Here is a 25,368-nt window from a genome sequence, read left to right as displayed (position 1 = left end):
GCGCGGCGCGCTGCGCGCCGCGGCCCGGGCGGTCCTCGGCGCCGTCGCCGACCTCGCCGCGCTGGTCACCGCCGAGCAAGGCAAGCCGCTGGCCGAGGCGACCACCGAGGTACGCGCCGCCGCCGCGTGGCTGCACTACTTCGCGGGCATCGAGACCGGACCACAGATCGTCGACGGGCGACGCGACACCGCGATCGTCACCGCGCGGCCCCTCGGCGTCGTCGCCGCCGTCACGCCGTGGAACTACCCGCTCGCGCTCGCCGCCTGGAAGATCGCTCCGGCGTTGCGGGCGGGCAACACCGTGGTGCTGAAGCCCTCCCCGCACACCCCGCTCGCCACGCTCGCCCTCGGCGAACTGCTGCGTGACCTGCTGCCACCCGGCGTGCTCAACGTGGTGACCGGGCCGGACCCGCTCGGGGCGTGGCTGTGCGCCCACCCCGTACCCAGGAAGATCACCTTCACCGGGTCGACAGCGACCGGCCGGCGAGTAGCGGCGGAGGCCGCCACCCGGCTCCGGCGGGTCACGCTCGAACTCGGCGGCAACGACGCCGCGTTGGTGCTCGACGACGCCGACCCGGCGCGGATCGCCGACGACCTGTTCTGGGCGGCCTTCGCCAACAGCGGCCAGATGTGCATGGCGGTCAAGCGGGTGTACGTGGCCCGGCCGGTGCACGACGCGCTCGTCGAGGCGCTCGCCGACCGCGCCGCCACCGTCCCGATGGGCCCCGGCGCCGACCCCGGTGTCCGGCTCGGCCCGGTGACGACCCGGGCCCAGCAGGAGTACGTGGCAGGGCTCGTCCGCGCGGCCGTCGCCGGCGGCGCGACGGTGGCCGCCGGTGGTCGAGCCGCCGACGGGCCCGGTCACTTCCATCCGCCCACCGTCCTGTCCGGGGTGTCCGACACCGACCGGGTCGTCACCGAGGAGCAGTTCGGGCCGGTGCTGCCGGTGCTGGCGTTCGACGACGTCGAGGAGGCGCTCACCCGGGCCGACGCGACACCGTTCGGCCTGACCGCCTCGGTCTGGTCGGCGGACCCGGACCGGGCCGCCGCGGTGGCCGCCCGCCTGGACGTGGGCCAGGTGTCGGTGAACGCGCACGCCGCCGGGGTCCGGCCCGACCTGCCGTTCGGCGGGCGGAAGGACAGCGGCCCCGGGGTCGAGAACGGACACTGGGGACTGGCCGGGTACACCCAGCCGCACGTCCTGGTCCGGCCGCCCTCGGATGACCAGCCCTAGTCGAGCAGGTCCGGTTCGGCGTGCACGACGTCCTCGTACATCGGGCGGAAGTTCAGCCGGCCCAGCCCCGGGGTGCCGATGGTGGCCCGGGTGAGACGGGCCTCGGCGGGCGCGATCGGCACCGGCGTGCCGGCCGCCTCCGCCGCGAGCTGGATCCGGCAGCAGCGGTCCATGCTGAAGAACCACCAGGCCGCCTCGTCCACGCTGCCGCCCACGGTCAGCAGGCCGTGGTTACGCAGGATGACCGCCTTGCCGGGGCCGAGCGCCTTGGCGATCCGGTCCGCCTCGTCGCGGTCGAGGACCACCCCGGAGTAGCCGTCGTGCAGGCCGTGGTCCTCGTAGAACGCGCACGCGTCCTGGGTCAGCGGGTCGAGCAGCCGGCCCAGCGTGGCGAACGCGCGTCCGTACACGCTGTGGCTGTGCGCGGCCGCCACGACGTCCGGGCGGACCGCGTGGATGCGGCTGTGGATGGCGTAGCCGGCCGGGTTGATCGTGCCGTCGCCGTCCACGACGGTGCCGTCGGAGTCCACCAGCAGCAGGTCGCTCACGCACAGCCGGCCGAACGACCGGCCGAACGGGTTGATCCAGAACCGGTGCGGCTCGCCCGGGTCGCGGACGGTGAGGTGACCGCCGGCGCCCTCGTCGAAGCCGTACCTGTGGAACAGCCGCAACGCCGCCACGAGGCGCTGCTTGCGGCGCAGCCGCTCCTCCGCGACGCTCCGGGCCCCCATCACGCCGTCCCGAGCAGCGCGGCGACGACCTCGTCGTCGAACTCGGCCAGCCGTCCCGCGTCCGGGCCGCGGCTGATCGCGTACCCGTGCAGGATGCGGGCGTGGGCCACCGGCACCCGCTCGCCGTCACGCCGCACGGCGAAGCGGACGTCGGCGTCGAACATGGTCCCGCGCAGCACGTCGGTGACGGTGAACGTGGTCTCGATCTCCTCCTCCATCCGCGCGGCGGCGAGGACCCGCACGGACGCGCGGGACACGACCGGGATCCAGCCGCGCACGTCGAGCATCCGGCCGACGGAGATGCCGCGTGCCGCCAGGAACCGGTCCACCACCTCCTCGACCGCGCGTACGTAGCCGGAGTGCTGCACCGGCTGCGAGTACTGGCAGTAGAAGTACGGCGCCCGCCACCGCCACTCGAACGGCGTACCGGCTGCGTCGGCGGCGGGTGCGGGATCGCCCGCCCGGACCTCGGCCACGACCGGCACGTCACCGGGGACCGCGACGTCGACGGCCGGGCCGGTCCGGACCAGCGCCGCGCGGACCCGGCCGCGCAGCACCGGCACGCCGCGCGCGGTCAGCCGTACCGCGAACTCGCCGCCGCCGCGGTGCCGCGCCTCGGCGGTCACCTCGTCGTCCACGTCGAGCACCGCCGGCAACTGCACCGAGGCGTCGGCGATCACCAGGCCGAGGCCGTGCTCGTGGTACAGCCGCGAGGGCCCGGCGCCACGCTCGCGGAACCAGGCGAGCACCGCCTCCTCGGCCAGGTACATGAAGTGTTTGAACCCCACCCAGGTACGGATGTTGGCGCCCTCGAAGCGGGGGCGTAGCGCCACGGTGGTGGTCTCGTCCGGCAGGACCGCGGTCACCGGGTCTCCTCTCGACTGTCGGATCGGGGTGCGGACCCGGGTTCCGGCGCGGCGCGTACCGTGACCGCGCGGAACCCGTCCTCGTCGTCGCCACAGCGGACCTCCACGACCGCCGGCCCGCCGGGCGCGCGCAGGGCGTCCGCCGCCAGCGCGACCGGGACCAGGCCGTCGGCACCGTAGTGGCCGCCCTCGCCGCCGGTGCCGTGGCCGTCCGGCGGGTCACCGGGCACCGTCCGCACCGGACCGACCACCAGGTGCGGCGCGGGCACCCGGTCGAGCGGCTCCAGCACCAGGCAGGCGGCGCCGGCCCGCAGCGGACCCGGGCAGCCCGGGCGGGTCGCGTGCAGCGCGACGGCGATGTCGTCGTCCGGCTCGGCGCCGACCACCACCACCCGGTCGGCCCGGCCTGCCGCCAGTAGCCGCAGCCCGGCGGCGAGCGCGTCCAGGCCGGACGTGGCGCCGGAGCAGCACATCAGGCACGGGCCGCCGAAGCCGAACCAGATCGCCACCGAGCTGGCCACCACGTTGGGGGAGGCGTTCGGCGCGGACAGCGGGGACACCGCCCGCCAGCCGTCGGCGCGGGCGGTGGTGACGATCCCGGCGACGGTGCCGACGTTGCCCAGGTTGCTGCTGGCCACCACCGCAGTGCGCGGGTCCACCCGATCCGGCGGGGTGCCGTCGCCGTCGGCCCGGCCGAGCGCCCGGTGCACCGCGCACAGGGCCAGTCGGGTCGCCGTCTCCTTGTACAGCAGTCCCTTGCGCCCGAGGACGGTCCGGGCCCGCTCCGCCGGCGGCGCGTCCGGCCCGGGCAGGTACGCGTACCAGGCGGTGAGTGCCGCCGCCGTTCCGGAGGCGGTCATCGGGCGGCCTCGACGAGCGTCACCGCGTTGACCCCGCCGAAGCCGAACGCGTTCACCTGCGCCAGCGTCGCCCGAGTCCGGGCCGGACGGTCGCGGACCAGGTCGAGGCCCTCGGCCTCGGGCAGCGGCGTGCGCAACCCGGCGATCGGCGGTACCACCCCGGCGCGCAGGCAGCGGACGGCGACGTCGAGGCCGTGCAGCGCGGCGGTGCCGGAGGTGTGCCCGATCGCGCCCTTGAGGCCGGTGACGGTGGTGGGGCCGCCAAGCGCCACGAGCGCCGCCGCCTCCGTCGGGTCGTTGAGTGCCGTGCCCGTGCCGTGCGCCACCACCAGGCCCGCGTCGGCCGGCTCCCGGGCACCCCGGGCGTACGCGTCGTCCATGGCCCGGCGCACACCCTCGGCCGACGGCGCGGTCTCGTGGTATGCGTCGCAGGACAGTCCGGTGGCGACCACCCGGGCCAGCACGCGTGGTGCCAGCCCGGCCCGGGTCACCACGAGCGCGGCGGCCCCCTCGCCCAGCAGCACGCCGGCCCGGTCCCGGTCGAAGGGGCGTACCCGGTCGGCGGGCTCGTCGGCGACCCGGCCGATCATCGCGAGCATCGACTCGGTCATCGCGTCGGTGGCCGCGACGACGACGGCGTCGGCCTCACCGAGTTCGATCATGTCCTGCGCGAGCGCGAGGACGTGACCGCCCGCGCTGCACGCGTTCGCGACGGTGACCGCGCCGGGCACGCCGGCGTCCGCGACGGCGGACCGGAAGTGCAGCCCGCCCGCGCGGAACGGCGCCTGGTCGGCCACCGCCCGCTCGACCGCGCGCAGCTCGCGCAGCCCGGTGCCGACAAGCGCCGCGACGCGGTGCCGGGCCGGGTCGAGCGCCGCGTCGGCGAGCGCCCGCCGGACGCAGTCGCGCAGCCAGCCGGCGGCGGGCCACAACTCGCCGCCGGAGCCGTCCGGGATCGGGTAGCCGTGGCGCACGTGCACGGCGGCCGGGTCGTAGCCGGACATCGGCGCCACCCCGCACCGGCCGCCGAGCAGCGCGGCGAACGTGGCGTCGCCGTCGCCGAAGCAGGTCCGCACCGCGCTCGCCGCGATCTCCACCGGCATCGCGGCCTACCCCAGCTCCGCGAGCGCGGCGCCGGGCCGGACGGCGGCGATCAGCTCACCGATCACCGCCGTGGTCCGCCCGCCGACCGTGACGGTGCCCGACGCGACGGCGGCGCCGTCGACGACCTTGTCCAGCCGTACGTCGTGGCGCAGCACGTCCCCCGGGTACGCGGCACCGGACAGCCGCAGTTCGCGCACGCCGACGAACAGCGGCAGCAGCCCGCTGCCCGGCCCCGGCACGCCGGCGCCCGACCGCAGGAACCAGGCGAGCGCGGCGGCCTGGCCGAACGACTCCAGCAGCAGCGCCACCGGATACGCGTACGCCTCGGGCGGTGTGGTCTCGTCCAGGCCCGCGTAGCACCACTCGGCGGCGGTGACCGCCTTCTCGGCCACGATCCCGTCCGGCCGGACCTCCACCACCCGGTCCACGAGCAGCAGCGGGAACCGTTGCGGCAGCAGCCCGCGGATCGCCTCCTGCCCGACCGGCGCGCTCACCGATACCGCCCGGCGTCGAACTGCGCCTCCAGGCGGGCGCACTGCTCCCCGTCGCCCCGGTGGCAGCGGGCGCGGGCGGTGAGCGGTCCGGTCGCCGGGTCACCTGTCACCTCGACCCGCATGGTGAACTCGCCCGGCGCCAGCACGGGCGCGGTGAACCGGGCCGAGCGCAGCACGGTCAGGCGCGCGCCGTCCACCCCGGCGCAGACGGCGCGCAGCAGCGTGTCGACAAGGAACACCCCGGGCAGGATCGGCCGACCGGGGAAGTGACCGGACAGGTACGGGCCGTCCGGCTCGACGACGGTGCGGGTGCGGATGCGCACCCCGTGACCGGAGCGTTCGATCTCGATGCTGTCGAACGGGCTCAGCGGGGGCGGGTACACGCCGGGGCCTCCTGTCGGTCGGTGGCGCCGCACGCGCGCAGCCGCGCGAGCTCCGCCCGGTCGACGCCGGCCTCGGTGAGCAGCGCCTCGGTGTCCGCGCCGACGGCCGGCGCGCCGTGCCGCACGCGGGTCGGTGTCCGGGAGAACTTGGCGGCCGGGCCGGTCAGCGGGCCCGTGGTGCCGTTGCACAGCGGGACGGTCTGCACCATGTCGCGTTCCCGGACGTGCGGGTCGGCGGCGGCGTCGGCGAAGTCGCGTACCGGCTCGGCCGGGATGCCCGCGGCGGCGAGCCCGGCCGCCGCCTCGGCGACGGTCCGCGCCTCGCACCACGCACCGACCAGCGCGTTGACCTCGTCGCGGCGGGCACGGCGCTCCTCGTTCGTGGCGAAGCCCGGGGCCCGGGCCAGCTCCGGCCGGTCCATCGCCGCGGCGAGCGAGCGCCAGTGCTTGTCGAGCGCGACCGCCAGGTAGAGCCAGCCGTCCCGGCAGCGGTACGTGCCGGCCGGCACGACGAAGTCGGCCTGGTCGCCCCAGCGGCGCAGCGGCACGCCGGTCGCGCCGAGCGTCAGGTAGCCGCCGCTGTTGGCGAGCAACGCGTCCAGCAGTGACACGTCGACGTGCTGGCCCTCGCCGGTGCGGTCGCGGTGGCGCAGCGCGGCCAGCGCGCCGATCGCGCCGTGCAGCCCGGCCAGGTCGTCGGCGAGGAAGGACGGCGCCTTCATCGGTGTGCCGTCCGGCTCGCCGTTGAGGCCCATCCAGCCCGCCGCTGCCTGCGCGATCGGGTCGAAACCGGCGTCGGTGGCGCGCGGGCCGTACTGGCCCCAGCCGGAGATGGAGACGAAGACGATGTCGGGATTGACGCGCCGGCACTGCGCGTAGCCGACGCCCCATCCGTCGAGCGTGCCCGGCCGGTAGTTCTCCACCACCACGTCGGCGGTGACCACCAGCCGCAGGAACGCCTCCCGGGCCGGTTCCCTGCGCAGGTCCAGCGACACGCTGCGCTTGTTGCGGTGCACCGTCTCCCGGAACCAGGACAGTCCGGTGCCGGGGATGTCCGGCGGCATCCGGCCCTCCCGGTTGCCGGGCATCTCGATCCGGATCACCTCGCAGCCCAGGTCTGCCAGGACCGCGCCGGTCATCGGCCCGGCCCACACCTTGCTGATCTCCAGCACGCGTACGCCGTGCAGCGGCCCGTCCACGTCGTGACGTGCCTCGCGGTAGAAACCGGCCTTGTCCATCTCACCGCCAGCTGTCTGGTATCTGCGATCGGTGTGCCGAGCTGCGGTGCAGCGCCTGCCGCCGCACCTTCCCGGAGTCCTCCCGGGGCAGCGCGGTGGACAGCTCGTAGGAGCGCGGCACCTTGAACCCGGCCAGTTCGCGGCGGCAGTGCCGGTCCAGCGCGGTGGTCAGGTCGTCGGTGAGCGCGTGGGTGTCCACCTCGACCACGGCCCGGACCTGCTGCCCGAACTCCTCGTCCGGCACGCCGAAGACGACCGCGTCGCGGACCGCGGGGTGGCGCAGCAGGACGGCCTCGACCTCGGCCGGGTACACGTTCACCCCGCCGGACAGGATCATGTCGTCGGCGCGGCCGGTCAGGTAGAGATAGCCGGCGGCGTCCAGGTAGCCGCGGTCGCCGTAGGTGAAGCTGCCGTCGGCGCGGTGCGCGGCCCGGGTCTTCTCCGGTGCGTCGCGGTACTCGAAGCCGTCCGGGCGGTGCAGGTAGACCCGGCCCTCGTGCCCGGCCGGCAGCGGCATGTCGTCGGCGCCGACCACCACGATCTCGGTGCGCGGCAGCGGCCGGCCGACGCTGCCCGGGTGCGCCAGCCAGTCCTCGGCGTGGATGATCGTGGCGATACCCGCCTCGGTGGCCGCGTAGTACTCGCTGAGCACCGGGCCCCACCAGGCGATCATCTGCCGTTTCACGTCCACCGGGCAGGGCGCCGCCCCGTGCCAGACGCGCCGCAGCGTGGCGCCGCCGAACGCGGCCCGTACCGCGGGGTCCAGCCGCAGCAGCCGCACGAACTGGGTCGGCACCAGGTGCGTCATGGTGACGCCCTCGTCGTCGATCAGCCGCAGCGTCGCGGCCGGGTCGAACCGGGGCCGGGTGACCAGCCGGAACCCGCGGATCAGCGGCAGCAGCGAGAAGAACATCTGGCCGGAGTGGTACCAGGGGCCGCACAGCAGGTTCACCCCGTCCGCCGGCATGCCCAGCACCGTGCACAGCCGGTTCAGGCGTCCGCGCAGCCGGGGCAGCGGCTCGCCCTGGCGGAACAGCCGGCTGACCACCGCCTTCGGCGCTCCCGTGGTGCCGGAGGTGTAGAGGCCGGTGGCGCCGCTGCCCGTCTCCGGCGGCTCGGCGGCGTCGGCGTGCGCGAGCAGCGGCTCGGCGGCAGCGAACCCGTCCACCGGCTCGTCGCCGAGCACGACGCGCAGTCCGGGACGGCGGTCGTTGCGCTGCCACGCGTCCCGGGCCGCCGGGAGGCGCTCGGTGTCGGTGACCAGCGCCCGGCAGCCGGAGTCGGAGAGCAGATACGCGACCTCGGCGCCGGTGAGGTGCCAGTTCATCGGCACGATCACCAGACCGGCGTGCAGGCAGGCGAGCAGCAGCTCGAACACCTCGTGCCGGTTCCCGGCGAGCACGCCGACCCGGTCGCCCGGGCGCAGCCCCTCCCGGTGCAGCAGGTCGCACCAGCGATTCACCCGCTGGTCGAGGTCCCGCCAGCTCAGCGCCGCGTAGCCGTCGTCGAGCGCGACCGCGTCCGGCGCGGCGGCCACCATCGGGTGCAGCAGCTGCGCCATCGCGGATCCTCCTCGCCCGGGCGGTGCCACCCGGCCCGTCGGTGACCCCAGCAACGTAGGTTTCGGCCGCCTCCTTTGTCGACTCTCGTATGTGTGGAGTCGTAACGTGTGCCCGGCCCGGTGAAGGGACGATCGGATGACACTGCACCTGCACTGGTTCCTGCCGTCGCACAGCGACGGGCGGGACATCGGCTGGCGTCCGCGGGGTGCCGGCGCGCGGCGCACGGTACGCCGGGAGCCCGACCTCGCCTATCTCGCCCAGGTCGCGCTCGCCGCGGAGCGGCTCGGCTTCGAGGGCATGCTGATCCCGGTCGGGATGTTCTGCGAGGACCCCTGGCTGGTCTCGGCCGCGCTGGCCGGGCGTACCGAGCGGATCCGGTTCATGATCGCGCTGCGGCCCGGGCTGATGTCGCCGACGTTGGTGGCGCAGATGGTGGCCACGTTCCAGCGTCTGTCCGGGGACCGGCTCATGCTCAACGTCGTGGTCGGCGGCGACCCGGACGAGCAGCGCCGCTACGGTGACTGGCTGGACCACGGCCAGCGCTACGAACGCGCCGACGAGTTCCTCACCATCCTGCGCGGGGCGTGGACCGGCGAGCCGGTGGACTTCGAGGGGGCGCACCACCGGGTCCGGGCCGCTCTGGTGACGCGCCCGCCGCGGACCGCGCCGACGGTGTTCGTGGGCGGCTCGTCGGCCGGCGCGCAGGACACCGCGCTGCGCCACGGCGACGTCTATCTGGCCTGGGGGGAGTCGCCGCCGGAGCTGGGCGCGTTGCTCGGCGAGGTACGCGAACGCGCCGGCGGCAAACTCTCCTGCGGCACCCGCTTCCACGTGATCACCCGGGACACGCCGGAGCAGGCGTGGGCCGAGGCGGACCGGCTGATCGCCGGGATGGACCCGAAGACGGTGGCCGCCGCCCAGGAGCGGTTCCGCCGCAGCGAGTCCGAGGGACAGCGCCGGATGGCCCGGATGAGCGCCGGCGCCGAGGGCCGGCTGGAGGTGTACCCGAACGTCTGGGCCGGGTACGGCCTGCTCCGGCCGGGAGCCGGGGCGGCCCTGGTCGGCAGCCACGAGCAGGTCGCCGACCGGATCGCCGAGCTGCACGGGCTGGGCGTGGAGCACCTGTTGCTGTCCGGCCAGCCGCACCTGGAGGAGGCGTACTGGTTCGGCGAGGGCGTGCTGCCGCTGCTGCGCGAGCGCGGCATCCTGGCGGAGGCCCACGGATGACGGCGGCGGTGAGCCCTGACGCGTCGCCGGAACTGCTCGCCGACCCGGCCACGTACGTGTCCGGACCGCCGTGGCGGGAGTTCGCCAGGCGGCGGACCGAGGCGCCGGTGGCCTGGGTACGGGAGCCGGCCCTGCGCCGCCGGTCCGGGCGCGCGGGCGACGGACCGGCGGGCGAGGTGCTGCACCGCGGCGACGGATACTGGGCGGTCACCCGGTACGCCAGCGTGGTGCGGGCCTCCCGCGACCCGGCGTTGTTCTCCTCGGCCACCCGCGGGCCGTTCCTCGCCGACCCGAAGACCCGGGGCGACCTCCAGCGCACCCGCCAGCTGCTGTCCGGCATGGACCCGCCCGGGCACACCCGCCTGCGCCGGGTGCTGACCGCCGCGTTCACGCCGCGCACGGTCCGGGCGCTGCAGGACTCCATCGACGCGCACGCCGCCCGGATCGTGGCGGCGGCGGCCGGCCGGGGTGAGGTCGACGCGGTACGCGACCTGGCCGCCGAGCTGCCCCTGGTGGTCCTCGCCGACCTGCTCGGCATGCCGCCGCAGGACCGGAACCTGATGTTCTCCTGGAGCAACCACCTGGTCGGCTTCGACGATCCGGAGTTCGGTGGCGGCGACGTCCGGACGTTCAAGCGGGCCATGGCGGACGCGTTCGGGTACGCGGCCGACGCCGCCGCCGCGCGCCGCCGCGACCCGGGCGACGACCTGACGAGCGTGCTGGCGACCGCCGAGGTGGACGGCCGGCCGCTGACCGAGCCGGAGCTGTGCGGCCTGTGGCTGCTGCTCGTGGTGGCCGGCAACGAGACCACCCGTCACCTGGTCTCCGGCGCGCTGGAGCTGGCCGCCGACGACCCGGCCGTCCGGGACGCGCTGGCCGACCCGGACCGGGTGCCGGTGGCGGTGGAGGAGCTGCTGCGCTGGATCACGCCGATCATGCAGTTCCGCCGGACCGCCACCGCCGACACCGAACTGGACGGCCAGCCGATCCGGGCCGGTGACAAGGTGGTCCTGTACTACGCGTCGGCCAACCGGGACGAGGCGGTGTTCGCCGACGCGGACCGCCTGCGGCTGGACCGGGCCCCGAACCCGCATCTGGCCTTCGGCGTGGGCCCGCACTTCTGCCTGGGCGCGCACCTGGCCCGGGCCGAGGCGGTGGCGCTGCTGCGGGCGCTGCGCCCGCACCTGCCGCATCTTCGCCGCGCCGGCCCGACACAGCGGCTGGCCTCGAACTTCATGAACGGGATCAAGTCGTTGCCGGTGCGCCTGGTCCGGTAGCGGGGGTGTTCAACCGGGGAACGCGCCCAGTCGAACACGCGCCGGCAGGTGGTCGTACCCGCGGAAGCTCATGTGCCGGCGGCGTACCGGGACGCCGGCCGGCTCGAAGCCGGCCAGGCCGCAGGCGATCCGGTCGAACACCGCCGCCCCCTCCAGCCGGGCGAGCGTGGCGCCGAGGCAGAAGTGCGGGCCGGCGCTGAAGGAGACGTGCGGGTTCGGGGTACGGGCGATGTCCAGCTCATCCGGGCGGGCGAACCGCCTGCCGTCCCGGTTGGCGGCGGCGAGCAGCAGCACGACCAGCCGGTTGGCGTTGATCCGCCGTCCGGACACCTCGATCGGGGCGCGGGTCAGCCGGGCGGTGGCCTGGATCGGCGCGTCGAAGCGCAGGAACTCCTCGACCGCGCTCGGCACCAGCTCCGGCTCGGCCCGCAACCGGGCCAGCACGTCCGGGCGGGACAACAGGGCGGCGCAGCCGGTGGCGATGAGGTTGGTGGTCGTGTCGAAGCCGGCGAAGAACAGGAAGATCACGTTGTCCACCAGCGCCTCGGCGGTGATCGCGCCGCCCGGGTCGGCGGTGGCGAGCAGACCGGCCAGCGGATCGTCGTCGCGACCCCGGCGCTCGCGCTCGGCCAGCAGCTCCCGCACGTAGGCGCGCAGCCAGGTCACCGCGGCGGCGGTGGCGTCCCGGTCGCCCTCCACCCGAATGCCTGCGCCGAAGGCCCGGGCCAGCGTCATCGCGTACGGGCGCACCAGGTCGCGGTCGGCGACGGGGATGCCGAGCAGTTCGGCGGCGACGGTCACCGGCAGCGGCGCGGCCAGCCCGGTGACCAGGTCGGCGTCCCCGTCCATCGCGGTGAACAGCTCGCCGACCAGCTCGTCGACGCGGCCGCGCAGCCCGGCCACGGCCCGGGGCGCGAGCAGCCGGGACATCGCCCGGCGCAGCACGGTGTGCACTGGGGCGTCCCGGTTGAGCACTGTGGCCCGGAAGAAGCCGGTGACCGCGTCGGGCTCGCCCGAGGCCTGGTACACGACGTCGGGGAACTCGTGGCCGACGCGCGGGTCGGCCAGCAGCGCGGTGACGTCGGCGTGCCCGGTGACCGCCCACACGCCGGGACCGGCGGGCACGACCGGCCCGGCCTCCCGCAGTGCCGCGTAGGCGGGGTAGGGGTCGTCCAGTCCGGCGATCGCGGTCGCGTCGTATCGCACTCGCACGACGGGATCGTAGCGCCGGTGGGACGCTTGAAAGCGAGATAGTGCAGCGACGGCGATCACTGACCTGTCGCGATCCCGGCACGTCTGGGGCGTGTGCTCGCCTTCTCCGTCTGATTAGGATTCGCGTATCACGGCTCTTGCGACGCGACGAGAGACGTAAAAGCTAGATACGACATCCCCTGGAGGCGGCGTGACCAAGGGAGCAGCCATGACGGTGGTGGCGGACCTCGACGAGGAGCCGGCGGGGGCGACCGAGGGCGGGCCGGTGCAACTGCTGCCGATCGCCTGCCTGCGCGCGGCCGACTCGCCCCGGCTGGCCGGCGAGGACGACCTGCACGCGCAGACACTGGCCGAGACGGACGCGCCACTGCCGCCGATCCTGGTCCACCGCGGCACCATGCGCGTGATCGACGGCATGCACCGGCTGCGCGCCGCGGTCCTGCGCGGCGAGACGCAGATCGCCGCCCGCCTGTTCGACGGCACCGTCGAGGCGGCGTTCGTGCTCGCGGTGCAGGCCAACGTCACCCACGGACTGCCGCTGTCGCTGGCCGACCGCGAGGCGGCGGCCCAGCGGATCCTCCGGTCGCACCCGCACTGGTCCGACCGGGCGGTCGCGACCGCGGCCGGGCTCGCGGCGAAGACCGTGGCGAGCATCCGCCGGCAGGACATCGGGGCCCCCGACGTGCACGCCCGGCTCGGCCGCGACGGCCGGCTGCGCCCGGTCAACAGCGCCGAGGGCCGCCGCATCGCCAGCGAGCTGATCAGCCGCAAACCGGAGGCGTCGCTGCGCGAGATCGCCAAGACCGCCGGCATCTCCCCGGCCACCGCCCGGGACGTACGCGAGCGGATGAAGCGCGGCGACGACCCGCTGCCGCTGCGTCAGCGCGGTGGTGAGCCGCGCCCGGCCCGGGCCGGCCTGAGCCGCCGGCCACCGATGCGGGAGCGCTCGGTCAACCTGCAGAACCTGCGGCACGACCCGTCCGTCCGGTTCACCGAGTCCGGCCGTGCACTGCTGCGCTGGCTCGACAGCCAGGCCACCGGGCCGCAAGGCTACGCGGAGCTGATCGGCACCATCCCGGCGCACTGCACGTACGTGGTCGCCGACATCGCGCGCAGCATCGCCGAGGAGTGGCTCGAGTTCGCGGACCAGCTCAGGCAGCGGGCGAACGAGGCGGCCTGACGTCGCCACCGGTGGGATTGGGGACAAATGGATACGCAGCACGAGCTGACGCTCGACCGGGTCCGCGCCGACATCGGTGCCGCGGTCGGCGACACCGACGCGCTCGACGCCTCGGACGGCGACCTCATCGCCTGCGGCCTCGACTCGCTGAAGGTGATGCGGCTGGCCAGCCGGTGGCGGGCGGCCGGAGTGGACGTCAAGTACGCCGAACTCATGGAACGGCCGACGCTCGCGGGCTGGATGGACCTGCTCACCGCACGTCAGGCGCCCGCTCCCGCCACCGCCGCTCCCGCCACGTCCGGCGCCCCGGCGGACGACCCCGGAGGGCCGTTCGACCTCGCCCCGATGCAGTACGCCTACTGGGTCGGCCGGCACGAACAGCTCGTGCTGGGCGGCGTGGCCACCCACTTCTACGCCGAGTTCGACGGCGCCGCGATCGACACCGCCCGGCTCGACGCCGCCACCCGGGCGCTCATCGCCCGCCACGACATGCTGCGCGTGACGATCCTCGACGACGGCCGGCAGCGGGTCGCCGACTCCTCGCCGTGGTCCGGCGCCACCGTCCACGACCTGCGCGACCTCGACGGGCCGGCGGTCACCGCGCGGCTGGCGGAGATCCGCGACCGCCTCTCGCACCGGCGCTTCGACATCGCCCGGGGCGAGGTCTTCGACCTGGCCGTCTCGGTGCTGCCCGGCGGCGCCAGCCGGCTGCACCTCAACATCGACATGATCGTCGCGGACGCGCTGAGCTTCCGGATCATCCTCAACGACCTGGCCGAGCTGTACGCCGACCCGGACGCCGCGCTGCCGCCGATTCGCTACAGCTACCGCCGGTACCTCGCCGAGCGCCGCGCCGCACCGGCCCGGGGACGGGAGGCGGCCGTCGCCTACTGGCGCGAACGCCTGCCGGAGATGCCCGCCGCGCCGCAGGTGCCGCTGGCGACCGCGCCCGAGCGCCTGGCGGTCCACCGCGTGGTCCGCCGCTTCCACCGTCTCGACGCGGCCTGGCGCGAACGCCTCGACGACCGGGCCCGGACGCACGGTGTCACGTCGTCGATGGTGTTCGCCGCCGCCTTCACCGAGGTGCTGTCCGCGTGGAGCGCCGAGCCCGACTTCCTGCTCAACGTGCCACTGTTCGACCGGGATCCGCTGCACCCGGACGTGGCGCACCTGGTCGGCGACTTCACCAACCTGCTGATCGTGGCCGTGCACACCGGGGAGGGCACCTTCCTCGACGCCTGCCGCCGGCTGCAGGACCGCGTCCGCGCCGACGCCCTGCACAGCGACTTCTCCGGCCTGGAGGTGCTGCGCGCGCTCTCCGCCGAACGCGGCGCGCAGGCGCTCGCGCCGGTGGTGTTCACCAGCGCGCTCGGCCTCGGCGAGCTGTTCAGCCGCAAGGTACGCGACTGCTTCGGCGACGCCGGCTGGAACATCTCCCAGGCCCCGCAGGTCTGGCTGGACCACCAGGTCACCGAGGACGACGGCGGGCTGCTGCTCAACTGGGACGCCGTCGACGGCCTGATCCCCGCCGACGTGCTCGACGACATGTTCGCCGCGTACCTGTGGCTGCTCGACCGGATCGTCACCGACCCGGTGGCCTGGACCGAGCCGGTGCCGAGCCTGCTGCCGGAGGCCGCCGCCCGCCGCCGGGCGGCGCTGAACGACACCGCCGGCCCGCAGCGACGGACCACGCTCACCGAGGGGTTCCTGGCGCACGCCGCCGCCGAACCGGACCGGATCGCGCTCCTCGCCGCGGGGGCCGTCGTGCGCTACGGCGAACTCGCCCAGCGGGCCCGGCGGATCGCCGGCCGGCTCGTCGCCGCCGGGCTGGACCCGGGCGACACGGTCGCGGTGACCCTGCCGAAGGGGCCGGCGCAGATCGAGGCGGTGCTCGGCGTGCTGTGCGCCGGGGGCGTCTTCGCCCCGGTCGGCGTCGACCTGCCGCCGGTGCGCCGCGCCGCGATCCACCGGGCCGCCGGGGTGCGGATCGTGCTCACCGACACGGCCACCCGGGACCAGCCGATCTGGAGCCACGGACTGCCGGTGCTCGCCGTCGAGGAGGCCGCCGACGCGCCGCCGCTCGCCGAACTCCGGCCGGCCGGGCCCGACGACCTGGCGTACGTCATCCACACGTCCGGCTCGACGGGCGGCCCGAAGTGCGTGGAGATGACGCACCGGGCGGCGATGAACACCGTCGAGGACATCGGCGACAGGTGGGGCATCGGCCCGGACGACCGGGGGCTCGCGCTGTCCGCGCTGGACCACGACTGGTCGGTGTACGACATCTTCGCGTTCCTCACCGCCGGCGCCGCGCTGGTCTGCGTCGACGACACCGCCCGCCGCGACGCCGAGCACTGGCTCGACCTGGTCCGCCGCCACCGCGTCACGGTGTGGACGTCGGTACCGGCGCTGCTGGACATGCTGCTCGTGGCGGCCGAGGGCGAAGCGGCGGAGCAGGCCGGCGACCTGCCGTTGCGGCTGGCGCTCGTCGGTGGCGACTGGGTGGGGCTCGACCTGTACGACCGGCTCACCGCGCGGGCGCCCGGCGCCCGCCTGGTCGCGCTCGGCGGCGCCACCGAGGTCGGCATCCACTCCACCTGGCACGAGGTGACCGAGGTGCCGGCGCACTGGCGGTCGGTGCCGTACGGCGCCCCGCTGCGTAACCAGCTCACCCGCGTGGCCGACGGGCTCGGCCGGGACCGGCCCGACCTCGTGCCCGGCGAGCTGTGGCTCGGCGGCGTCGGTGTCGGGCCGGGCTACCGGGGCGACCCGGAACGCACCGCCGCGCGGTTCGTCGAGCGGGACGGGCAGCGTTGGTACCGCACCGGTGACCTGGCCCGTTTCCACCCCGACGGGCGCCTGGAGTTCCTCGGCCGCCTCGACGGCCAGGTGAAGATCCTGGGACACCGGCTCGACCTCGGCGACGTGGAGGCGGCGCTGCGCGAGCACCCGGGCGTGGCCCGCGCGGTCGCGCTGACCGTACCCGGCGAGGCCGGACCGCGGCTGGTCGCCGCGGTGACCCCGGTGGCCGGCGTGCCAGTCGACGCGCAGACGCTGCGGGCGTACGCCGGGGAGCGGCTGCCGCCGTACATGGTGCCGCACCGCGTCGACGTGCTGGACGCGCTGCCGCTCACCGCGAACGCGAAGATCGACCGGACCGCGCTCGCCGCCCGGTTCACCGACGACACCCGGCCCGCAGCCGAGGCGCCGGGCCGGCTGACCGGTCCGGCCGAACTCGCCGTCGCGGCCGTCTGGGCCGACCTGCTCGGCCGGCCCACCGTCGGCCCCGACGACAGCTTCTTCGCCCTCGGCGGCAACAGCCTGCTCGCCACCCGCCTGGTCACCGCCGTGCGGGCGGCCGGATTCCCGGGCGCGCGCCTGTCCACGCTGTTCGCCGCGCCGACGCTCCGGGCGTTCGTGGACCGGCTCGGCGAGGCGTCCGCGCCGGTCGCCCCGGCCGCGCCCGCCACTGCCGTGCCGGTCGCGGCCCACCCCGAGCGACGGTACGAGCCGTTCGACGCCACCGAGGTCCAGCGCGCCTACTGGCTGGGCCGGCGTCCCGAGTTCACCCTCGGCGGCGTCGGCTCGCACTGGTACTGGGAGTTCGAGGGTGAGCAGGTCGACCTGGAGCGGTTCGAGGAGGCGTTCAACCGCGTCGTCGCCCGGCACGACATGCTGCGCGCCGTCTTCGACGACGACGCCCGGCAGCGGGTGCTGCCCGAGGTGCCGCACTACCGGATCACGGTTACCGACGCAGACGGTGACGCGTACCCGGTCGCGGTCGAGCGGATGCGCGACGACCTCGCCCACCTGGTGCACGACCCGGCCGCCTGGCCGATGTTCGCGGTCCGCGCGGTCCGCTCGGCGGACCGCACCCGCATCGGCCTCAGCCTCGACTTCCTGGTCCTCGACGCGCTCAGCATCATGATCGTGCTGGCCGACCTGGCCGAGCTGTACGCCGACCCGGCGGCCGCCCTGCCCGAACTGGGGATCACCTTCCGCGACTGCGTGGTGGCCGGGGATCCCGACCCGCAGCGCCGCGAGGCCGCCCGGCGCTACTGGACGCAACGGCTGCCGCACCTGCCGCCCGGCCCGCGGCTCCCGCTGGCCCGCGACCCCCGCCAGGTCGACCGGCCCCGCTTCACCCGTCGGGAGGGACGCCTGAACGACCAGGCGTGGTCGCGCCTTGTCGCGCGGGCCGCCGAGCACGGCGTGACCCCGTCCACTGTGGTCGCCGCCGCGTTCGCGGCCGTCCTCGGGCGGTGGAGCGCCACGCCGGACTTCACGCTGAACCTCACGCTGTTCGACCGGCCCGCCACCCACCCCGACATCCCCCGCATCGTCGGTGACTTCACCTCGCTGCTGCTGGTCGCGAACACGCCCGAACCGGGGGAGAGCTTCGCCGCCGCCGTCCGCCGGCTCCAGGGCCGCGTCTGGGCCGACATCGAGCACAGCTCCTTCTCCGGCATCGCGGTCCTGCAGGAACTGGCCCGGCACACCGGCTCGGCGGAGGTCGCCATGCCTGTGGTGTTCACCAGCACCATCGGCGTCAGCGCCGCCACCGATCGCCCGTTCGGTCTGACCACCCCGTTCGGCCGGTACGTCACCGGCCTGTCCCAGACCCCGCAGGTGTGGCTCGACCACCAGGTCACCGAGCACGAGGGCGGGCTGCTGTTCAACTGGGACGCGGTCGAGGAGCTGTTCGCGCCGGGCGTGCTCGACGCGATGTTCGACGCGTACCGCGCGTTGCTGCGCCACCTCGCCACCGCCGGCTGGGACCGGCCCGCGCCGGTGCCGCTGCCGGCCGGGCAGGCGCAGGTGCGGGCCCGGGTCAACGACACCGGCGCACCGGTCACCGACCGGCTGCTGCACGCCGGGTTCGCCGCCGTCGCCCGCGACGACCCCGGCCGTACCGCACTGGCCTGGGGCGACGGCGCGACGCTGAGCTACGGCGAACTCGCCCGGCGGGCTCGCCGCGTCGCCGGCGCGCTCGTCGCCACCGGCGTGCGGCCCGGCGACAACGTGGCCGTCTCCCTGCCCCGGGGACCGGACCAGGTCGCCGCGGTGCTCGGCGTCCTGCACGCCGGCGCCGCGTACGTCCCGGTCGCCGCCGACCAGCCCGAGCTGCGCCGGGAGCGGATCCACCGGGGCGCCGGGATCCGGGTCGCGCTCACCGCGTCGGCGGTGCCCGACGGCGTGACCGCGCTGCCGATGGCGCGGGCGCTGGCCGCCGCCGAACTCGCCGAACCGGTCACCGTCACGCCCGACCAGCCCGCGTACGTCATCTTCACCTCCGGCTCCACCGGCGAGCCCAAGGGCGTGGTGACCGCGCACGGCGCCGCCTGGAACACTGTCGACGACATCAGCACGCGCTTCGGCGTCGGCCCCGGCGACCGGGTGCTGGCGGTCAGTGCCCTCGACTTCGACCTGTCCGTCTACGACCTGTTCGGCGTCCTCGCGGCAGGCGGGACCGTGGTGCTCACCGCCGAGGACGAGCGCGCCGACCCGGCCGCCTGGCTGCGCCTGGCCGACACCCACCGGGTCACCGTCTGGAACTCGGCCCCGGCGCTGCTGGACATGCTGCTCACCATGGCGGGCGACCGGCCGCCGCTGCCGCTGCGCCTGGCCCTGGTCTCCGGCGACTGGGTCGGGCTGGACCTGCGGCGGCGCCTCGACGCGGTGACCTCCGGCTGCCGACTGATCGCCCTCGGCGGCGCCACCGAGGCGGCCATCTGGTCCAACGCGTTCGAGGTGACCGAGGTGCCCCCGGAGTGGACGTCGGTCCCGTACGGCTTCCCGCTGCGCGGCCAGCGCTACCGGGTCGCCGACCCGGCCGGCGCCGACCGGCCCGACTGGGTGCCGGGTGAGCTGTGGATCGGCGGGGCGGGCGTCGCGCTCGGCTACCACGGCGACGAACGCCGCACCGCCCAGCGGTTCGTCCGCCACGACGGCGGCCGCTGGTATCGCACCGGCGACCTGGGCCGCTACTGGCCGGACGGCACACTGGAGTTCCTCGGCCGCGCCGACCACCAGGTGAAGATCCGCGGCCATCGGGTCGAACTGGGCGAGGTCGAGGCGGCCCTGGAGAGTCACCCGGCGGTGACCCGGGCGGTGGCTGTGGCTCCCGGGGGACGGCAGCGCCGGCTGCTCGCGGCGGTGGTCGCACCCGGCGGCGTCGATCCCGGCGACCTGCGCGCGCACCTGGCCCGCCGGCTGCCCGAGCACATGGTGCCGACCCGCGTCGAACACCTCGCCGAGCTGCCGCTGACCGGCAACGGCAAGGTCGACCGGGCACGCGTCGAGGCGATCGTCGACCGGCCCGACCACACCGGCGGGGAACGGATCAGCGACCCGGTCGAGGAGGCGGTGGCGCAGCTCTGGACCGACCTGCTCGGCCAGCCGGTCACCGGCCGCCGGGAGAGCTTCTTCGCGCTCGGCGGCAACAGCCTGCTCGCCACCCGGCTGGTGGCCGCGTCCCGGGCCCGGTTCGGGGTCGAGTTGTCGCTGCGTCAACTGCTCACCGCGCCGACGGTCGCCGAGCAGGCCGCCCTCGTCGCCGCCCAGTCCACCGTGGAACTCGCCGTCGAGGAGGGTGTGCTGTGACCGCAGCGCTGCGTGCCGACGCCGCCGCGATCCTGGCCGAGCTGGAGGCCGCCGGCGTCCGGCTGTGGGCCGAGGACGCCCGGCTGCGTTTCCGCGCGCCGCAGGGCGTGCTGACCGAGGAACGGCGGGCCCGGCTGCTCGCCGCCAAACCCGAGCTGCTCGCGTACCTCGCCGAGGCCGAGTCGGGACGCATCGAGCCCGAACCGGCGGCCCGCCACGAGCCGTTCCCGCTCACCGACATCCAGGCCGCGTACCTGATGGGCCGGCGCACCGTGTTCGCGTACGGCGGGGTCGGCTGTCACGCCTACGGCGAGGTGCGGCTGCGCGACCTGGACCCGGAGCGGGTACGCGACGCCTGGCAGGCGCTGGTGGACCGGCACGACATGCTGCGGGCGGTGATCGACGCGAACGGCTCGCAGCGCGTCCTGGCCGAGGTGCCGCCGGTCCGGGTCGCCGCCACCGACCTGCGCGGGCGCCCCGCCGAGGAGGTCGAGGCGCACGTCGCGGCCGTCCGGGCCGCCATGGACCACCGGGTCTACGAACCGCACGAGTGGCCGCTGTTCGACCTGGCGGTGACCCGCGCCGACGACGGCGCGCTGCTGCACGTCTCGATCGATTTCCTGATCGCCGACTTCGTCAGCATCCAGCTGCTGCTCACCGAGTTCCAGGAGCACTACACCGACCCGGATCTGGTCCGGCCGCCGCTCGACGTCACGTTCCGCGACTACCTGGCCGCCGAGCGGCGGCTGCGCGGCACCCGCCGCTACGAGCGGGCCCAGGCGTACTGGTTCGACCGGATCGACACCCTGCCGGCCGCGCCGGACCTGCCGGTCCTCGGCGACCAGTCCGCCGGCGACCCGGTCCGGTTCCGGCGTCACGAGTTGCGTCTCGACGGCGCCGGGTACGCCGCGCTGCGCGAGGCCGCCGCCGCGCACGGGCTCAGCCCGACCGCCGCCGTCCTCACCGCGTACGCCGAGGTGATCGGCCGGTGGAGCCGGCGGCGGCGGTTCGTGCTGAACCTGACCATGCTCAACCGGCTGCCGCTGCACCCGCAGGTGGACCGGCTGGTCGGCGACTTCACCTCGGCCGTGCTGCTGGAGGTCGACGGCGCCGAGGGGACCACGCTCGCCGAACGCGGTGGCGCCCTGCAACGCCGGCTCTGGCAGGACCTCGACCACCGGCTGGTCGGCGGCGTCACGGTGCTGCGGGAGCTGGCCCGCCGCCGGGGCGCCGACGCCGCGCTCATGCCCGTGGTGTTCACCAGCGCGCTCGGTCTCGGCGACACCACCGCGCCCGGGCCGGAGGCGGGAGAGACCGGCTACGGCATCAGCCAGACCCCGCAGGTGTGGATCGACTGCCAGGCGCTGGAACGCGGCGACGGCCTCGAACTGCACTGGGACGTCCGGCAGGGGGTGTTCCCGGACGGTGTCGCGGAGGACATGTTCGCCGCGTTCGGCGACCTGGTACGGCGGCTGGCCGGCGACGCGCCGCCCTGGTCGCAGCCGTCCCCGGTGGACCTGCCGGAACGGCAGCGCCGCCGCCGCGCCGAGGTCAACGACACCGCGGCGCCGCTGTCCGGGCGGCTGCTGCACAGCGGCGTGGTCGAGCAGTGCCGGCGCACCCCGGACCGCCCGGCGGTGCTGTCCGGGGAGCGCACGCTCACGTACGGCGAGCTGCTCGGCCGGGCCGGCGCGGTGGCGGCGGCGCTGCGCGAGCGCGGCTGCGTGCCCGGCGACATCGTCGCCATCGTCATGCACACCGGCTGGGAGCAGCCGGTCGCGGCGCTCGGCGCGCTGCTGGCCGGCGGCGTCTACCTGCCGATCGACACCCGCAGCCCAAGGGCGCGCCGCGACGCGCTGCTGTCCGGCGCCGGCGCGCGGCACGTGCTGGCCACCGCCGCCACCGCCGACGGTCTCGACGCCCCGATCCTGGTCGAGCGGCTGGACCCGGTCGAGCCCGACGAGCGGCTGCTGACGCCCGTCGTCGGCCCGGCGGACCTGGCCTACGTCATCTACACGTCCGGCTCGACCGGCACGCCCAAGGGCGTGATGATCGACCACCGGGGCGCGGTCAACACCGTCGAGGACGTCAACGCCCGCTTCGGCGTCGGGCCGGACGACCGGGTGCTGGCCCTGGCCAGCCTCGCCTTCGACCTGTCCGTGTACGACCTGTTCGGCCCGCTGGCCGTCGGCGGCGCGCTGGTGCTGCCCGACCACGACCGGCGCGCCGACCCGTCGCACTGGGTCGACACGATGCTGCTGCACAGCGTCACGCTGTGGAACTCGGTCCCGGCGCAGATGCAGATGCTCGCCGACTACCTGACCGTGGAGGCCGGCGTCGACCTGCCGTCGCTGCGGCTGGCGCTGCTCAGCGGCGACTGGATCCCGGTCACCCTGCCGGACCAGATCCGCGGTCGGCTGCCCGGGCTGCGGCTGGTCAGTCTCGGCGGCGCGACGGAGGCGTCGATCTGGTCGATCCACCACCCGATCGAGGCGGTCCCGCCGCACTGGCGCAGCATCCCGTACGGCACGCCGCTGACCAACCAGACGTTCCACGTGCTCGACGAGGCCGGCCGCGACTGCCCGGACTGGACGGTGGGGGAGCTGTACATCGGCGGCGTGGGCGTCGCGGCCGGCTACCTCGGCGACCCGGAGCAGACCGCCCGCCGGTTCAGCGTGCACGAGCCCGGCGGCGAGCGCCGGTACCGCACCGGCGACCTCGGCCGCTACCGGCCCGACGGCGTCATCGAGTTCCTCGGCCGGGAGGACGACCAGGTCAAGATCCGCGGCCACCGGATCGAACTGGCCGAGGTCGAGGCGGCGATGCAGTCGCATCCGGCGGTCGGTGCCGCCGTCGCGTTCGTGGAGGGCGAGCCGCCGCTGGACCGGCGCCTCGCCGCCGTGGTCGAGACCGCACACCGGGAGCCGGACCGGGAGGCCGCCGTCCGCGACACCGCCCGGCTCCTCGACGGCGCCCGGCGCCGGCTCGCCGAGGTACGCCGGGAGATGGACGCCGACGCCGCAGTCGCGTTCGCCCGCGAACTGGACCGCACCGCGCTGCTGGCGATGGTGACCACGCTGCGCGGCGCGGGCCTGTTCCACACCGCCGGGTCGGCGCACACGCTGCCGGAGGTGCTCGACGCCGCCCGCGTCGCCCCGAAGCATCACCGGCTGGTCCGGCGCTGGGTCAAGGGCCTGATCGCGGGCGGCATGATGCGCCGCGACGGCGACCGGCTCACCGGCGTACCGCCCGTGACCGCCGACGACGTGGCGGCGGCCTGGGCGCGGGTCGACGAGCTGCTGCCCGGTGGCGGGCACCGGCCCGAACTGGTGGAGTACTTCCGCGCCGCCACCACCCGGCTGCCCGAGCTGCTGCGCGACGACGCCGACCCGATCCAGCTGCTGTTCCCCGAGGGGCGGCTGGACATCCAGGAGTCGGCCTACCAGGGCAACTTCCTCAGCGACACGGTCAACCGGCTGGTCGTCGAGGCGATGTGCACGCTCGCCGCCGACTTCCCGGCCGGGCGGCCGATGCAGGTGCTGGAGGTGGGGGCCGGGGTGGGCGGCACCAGCATCGACCTGATCCCGGCGCTCGCCGCCCACCCGGTGCGCTACCTGTTCACCGACGTCTCCACCTTCTTCCTCAACGCCGCGCAGGAACGCTTCGCCGCGTACCCCTGGGTCGGCTACGGCATCTACGACCTGAACGCCGACTACCGGGCGCAGGGCCTGGAGTCCAACGCGTTCGACGTGATCCTCTGCGCCAACGTGCTGCACTACGCCCGCCACGCCGGCCGGGCCCTGGCACGGTTCAGGGAGATGCTGCGCCCCGGCGGCTGGCTGGTCTTCATCGAGACGACCCGGGACAACTACCAGATCCTCACCTCGATGGAGTTCCTGTTCGACGCCACCGCCGGCGACTTCGAGGACGTACGGGCCGGACAGGACGAGACGTTCGTCTCCCGGCCGCAGTGGCAGATGCTGCTCACCGAGGCCGGCGCCTCCACTGTGGTCTGCCTGTCCGACGAGGACGAGGCCCTGGACCGGATCGGCATGCACGTGTTCGCGGTGCGGTTCAAGGCCGACCGCGTGCCGGTCACCCCGGCCGAGATCACCGCGCACCTGGGCGAGCGGCTGCCCGGCTACATGGTGCCGGGCACGATCGGGGTGGTCGACGCGCTGCCGCTGACCGGCAACGGCAAGGTCGACCGGGCCGCCCTGCCGGCGCTGCTGCGGGCACCGGAGCTGGGCGGGGCCGCGCCGGTGTCGGCGGAGCCGTCCGGCGAGGTCGAGATCGCGCTGGCGAAGGCGTGGGCGGAGGTGCTGGGCGTGCCCACCGTCGGCCGCGACCACACCATCTTCCAGCTCGGCGGCGACTCGCTGCTGGCGGCGCAGCTCGTCGCCCGGATCCGCGAGTCGGTGCCGGCGGCCGCCGACGCCTTCTTCGACCAGATGCTGCGCGACCTGCTGGAGGGGTGCACGCTCGCGGAACTCGCGGCCGGTCTCGGCGCCGGTTCCGCCGCCGGACCCCGGTCCGGGGACGAGACCGGGCCGGACGGGCCGGTGGCACTGGTCGGCCTCGACGGTCCGGGGCCGGACGTGCTCGTGCACGACGGCACCGGCGGGCTCCCCCCGGTCGCCGGTGACCTCGCCGCCACCGGGTCCGGCCTGGTGGTGACCGCGCCGCAGACGTACCTCGGCCTGGACCCGGCGGTGCTCGTCGACTGGCACGCCTCCGCCTGCGCCGACGCGCTGGCCGGGACCGCGCCGCTCGCGCTGGCCGGGCGGGACTTCGGCGCCCTGCTCGCGGTCGAGGTGGCCCGGCGCCGGCTGGAGCAGGGCGGCGAGGTCAGCCGGCTGGTCGCCGTCATCACCGAGCCGTTCACCCCGGACCTGCGCGACGACCTGCTCGTCGAGTACGCCTTCACCAGGGCCCTCGGCGTGGCGCCGCCGGACGTCGGGCTGCCCGCCGAGGCGGACCTGGCACGTGCCGTCGAGGCGGCCGGTGGCGGTGTGCTGCCGCCGGGACGGCTCACCTATCCGCCGGCCGGGCAGGAGGCCCCCGGCGTGACCGACGTGCTGCTGCGGCAGGCCGAACGCCCGGCCGCCGAGCGGCTCGCCGCGATCGCCGCGCGGACCGGCCTGACCGGGGCCGAGACCGAGCGGCGGTACGAGATGTTCCGGCACAGCCTCGATGCGGCGGCCCGGCACCGCGCCGAGCCGTACGCCGGGGACGTCACGCTCGTGCTCGCGTTCGACGGTGAGCGCTGGCCGTCGGCGGCGGAGGCGATCCCGGCCCGCTGGCGCGACCTGTGCCTCGGCGCGGTCGACGTGCGGTGGTCGCGGTGACCGCCGGCCCGGTCGCCGTGGTCGGCGGGTACGGCGCGGTGGGCAGCGC

Annotated in this window: 15 protein-coding genes; 6 read left to right on the top strand and 9 right to left on the bottom strand. The window is 75.5% G+C overall.

Annotation, left to right across the window (positions count from 1 at the left end; all coding sequences use genetic code 11):
- Positions 1–1,234, top strand: a 1,234-nt coding sequence (locus AC2CHG_RS18295) for an aldehyde dehydrogenase family protein (RefSeq protein ID WP_484525211.1), incomplete at its 5' end; no start/stop codon positions are given.
- On the opposite strand, the gene AC2CHG_RS18290 is transcribed toward AC2CHG_RS18295, so the two are convergent.
- The 8 genes from AC2CHG_RS18290 to AC2CHG_RS18255 are packed head-to-tail and all read right to left on the bottom strand — an operon-like array spanning position 1,231 to position 8,471.
- Positions 1,231–1,965 (bottom strand): class II aldolase/adducin family protein, encoded by a 735-nt coding sequence (locus tag AC2CHG_RS18290; RefSeq protein ID WP_484525210.1) that lies wholly within the window; start codon positions 1,963–1,965, stop codon positions 1,231–1,233. The two genes, AC2CHG_RS18295 and AC2CHG_RS18290, sit on opposite strands and share 4 nt — an antisense overlap.
- Complete coding sequence (locus tag AC2CHG_RS18285) at positions 1,965–2,831, bottom strand: acyl-CoA thioesterase (RefSeq protein WP_484525209.1); 867 nt, start codon at positions 2,829–2,831, stop codon at positions 1,965–1,967. The genes AC2CHG_RS18290 and AC2CHG_RS18285 overlap by 1 nt, the downstream gene beginning before the upstream one ends.
- A complete protein-coding gene (locus tag AC2CHG_RS18280; RefSeq protein ID WP_484525208.1) occupies positions 2,828–3,691 on the bottom strand; it encodes a beta-ketoacyl synthase N-terminal-like domain-containing protein in 864 nt (287 codons plus the stop codon). Before AC2CHG_RS18280 ends, AC2CHG_RS18285 begins: the two co-directional genes overlap by 4 nt.
- Positions 3,688–4,794: a beta-ketoacyl synthase N-terminal-like domain-containing protein gene (locus tag AC2CHG_RS18275; RefSeq protein ID WP_484525207.1), complete on the bottom strand. Its 1,107-nt coding sequence runs from the start codon at positions 4,792–4,794 to the stop codon at positions 3,688–3,690. Before AC2CHG_RS18275 ends, AC2CHG_RS18280 begins: the two co-directional genes overlap by 4 nt.
- A 6-nt stretch (positions 4,795–4,800) precedes the next feature.
- Positions 4,801–5,289 (bottom strand): 3-hydroxyacyl-ACP dehydratase FabZ family protein, encoded by a 489-nt coding sequence (locus tag AC2CHG_RS18270; RefSeq protein ID WP_355511160.1) that lies wholly within the window; start codon positions 5,287–5,289, stop codon positions 4,801–4,803.
- Complete coding sequence (locus AC2CHG_RS18265; RefSeq protein WP_167796877.1) at positions 5,286–5,672, bottom strand: ApeI family dehydratase; 387 nt, start codon at positions 5,670–5,672, stop codon at positions 5,286–5,288. The genes AC2CHG_RS18270 and AC2CHG_RS18265 overlap by 4 nt, the downstream gene beginning before the upstream one ends.
- Complete coding sequence (locus tag AC2CHG_RS18260) at positions 5,654–6,910, bottom strand: CaiB/BaiF CoA transferase family protein (RefSeq protein WP_484525206.1); 1,257 nt, start codon at positions 6,908–6,910, stop codon at positions 5,654–5,656. Before AC2CHG_RS18260 ends, AC2CHG_RS18265 begins: the two co-directional genes overlap by 19 nt.
- A gap of 1 nt (position 6,911) precedes the next feature.
- Positions 6,912–8,471 carry an AMP-binding protein gene (locus AC2CHG_RS18255; RefSeq protein WP_484525205.1) on the bottom strand — a complete coding sequence of 520 codons (1,560 nt, stop codon included), beginning with the start codon at positions 8,469–8,471 and terminating at the stop codon, positions 6,912–6,914.
- 136 nt (positions 8,472–8,607) lie between these two features.
- Between AC2CHG_RS18255 and AC2CHG_RS18250 the strand changes: the two genes are divergently transcribed.
- Positions 8,608–9,699, top strand: coding sequence for an LLM class flavin-dependent oxidoreductase (locus AC2CHG_RS18250; protein ID WP_402805230.1), 1,092 nt, complete (start codon positions 8,608–8,610; stop codon positions 9,697–9,699).
- A gap of 8 nt (positions 9,700–9,707) precedes the next feature.
- Positions 9,708–10,976, top strand: a complete 1,269-nt coding sequence (locus AC2CHG_RS18245; RefSeq protein WP_484525204.1) for a cytochrome P450 — start codon at positions 9,708–9,710, stop codon at positions 10,974–10,976.
- A gap of 9 nt (positions 10,977–10,985) precedes the next feature.
- Here the strand turns inward: AC2CHG_RS18245 and AC2CHG_RS18240 are convergent, their stop codons facing one another.
- A complete protein-coding gene (locus AC2CHG_RS18240; protein WP_484525203.1) occupies positions 10,986–12,188 on the bottom strand; it encodes a cytochrome P450 in 1,203 nt (400 codons plus the stop codon).
- Positions 12,189–12,396: 208 nt separating this feature from the next.
- On the opposite strand from AC2CHG_RS18240, the gene AC2CHG_RS18235 reads away from it, so the two are divergent.
- The 3 genes from AC2CHG_RS18235 to AC2CHG_RS18225 are packed head-to-tail and all read left to right on the top strand — an operon-like array spanning position 12,397 to position 25,319.
- Positions 12,397–13,368, top strand: a complete 972-nt coding sequence (locus AC2CHG_RS18235; protein ID WP_135243907.1) for a ParB/RepB/Spo0J family partition protein — start codon at positions 12,397–12,399, stop codon at positions 13,366–13,368.
- Between the two features lie 27 nt (positions 13,369–13,395).
- On the top strand, positions 13,396–19,971 hold the full coding sequence (locus AC2CHG_RS18230) for an amino acid adenylation domain-containing protein (protein WP_484525202.1): 6,576 nt from the start codon (positions 13,396–13,398) through the stop codon (positions 19,969–19,971).
- Positions 19,968–25,319, top strand: coding sequence for a non-ribosomal peptide synthetase (locus tag AC2CHG_RS18225; protein ID WP_484525201.1), 5,352 nt, complete (start codon positions 19,968–19,970; stop codon positions 25,317–25,319). Before AC2CHG_RS18230 ends, AC2CHG_RS18225 begins: the two co-directional genes overlap by 4 nt.
- The last annotated feature ends 49 nt before the right edge of the window (positions 25,320–25,368 follow it).

This window comes from Micromonospora sp. ATLC20 (genome assembly GCF_057196585.1).
Note: the sequence above shows the minus strand (reverse complement) of the source record. Positions and strands in the feature narration are given on the sequence as shown.